Source organism: Marichromatium sp. AB31, from assembly GCF_003718685.1.
GTDB classification, from domain to species: Bacteria; Pseudomonadota; Gammaproteobacteria; order Chromatiales; family Chromatiaceae; genus Marichromatium; species Marichromatium gracile.
In genome coordinates this window covers 1-255 of record NZ_RHFI01000079.1, presented here as the reverse complement: position 1 = coordinate 255, position 255 = coordinate 1, and the positions used below count along the sequence as shown (strand labels likewise).

General features: G+C 65.5%; 1 protein-coding gene. It reads left to right on the top strand.

Annotated features, from left to right (window positions below; genetic code table 11):
• Nucleotides 1-255, top strand: a 255-nt coding sequence (locus EBL84_RS16810; RefSeq protein ID WP_255420163.1) for an EF-Tu/IF-2/RF-3 family GTPase, incomplete at both ends; no start/stop codon positions are given.

The window sequence follows — 255 nt, the reverse complement described above, 5'->3', positions numbered from 1 at the left end:
AGGACGTGTTCTCGATCTCGGGTCGCGGTACCGTGGTGACCGGTCGTGTCGAGCGTGGCGTGATCAAGGTCGGTGAAGAGGTCGAGATCGTCGGCATCAAGGACACCACCAAGACCACCTGCACCGGTGTGGAGATGTTCCGCAAGCTGCTCGACCAGGGCGAGGCCGGTGACAACGTCGGCGTGCTGCTGCGCGGCACCAAGCGTGAGGACGTCGAGCGTGGCCAGGTGCTGGCCAAGCCCGGCAGCATCACCC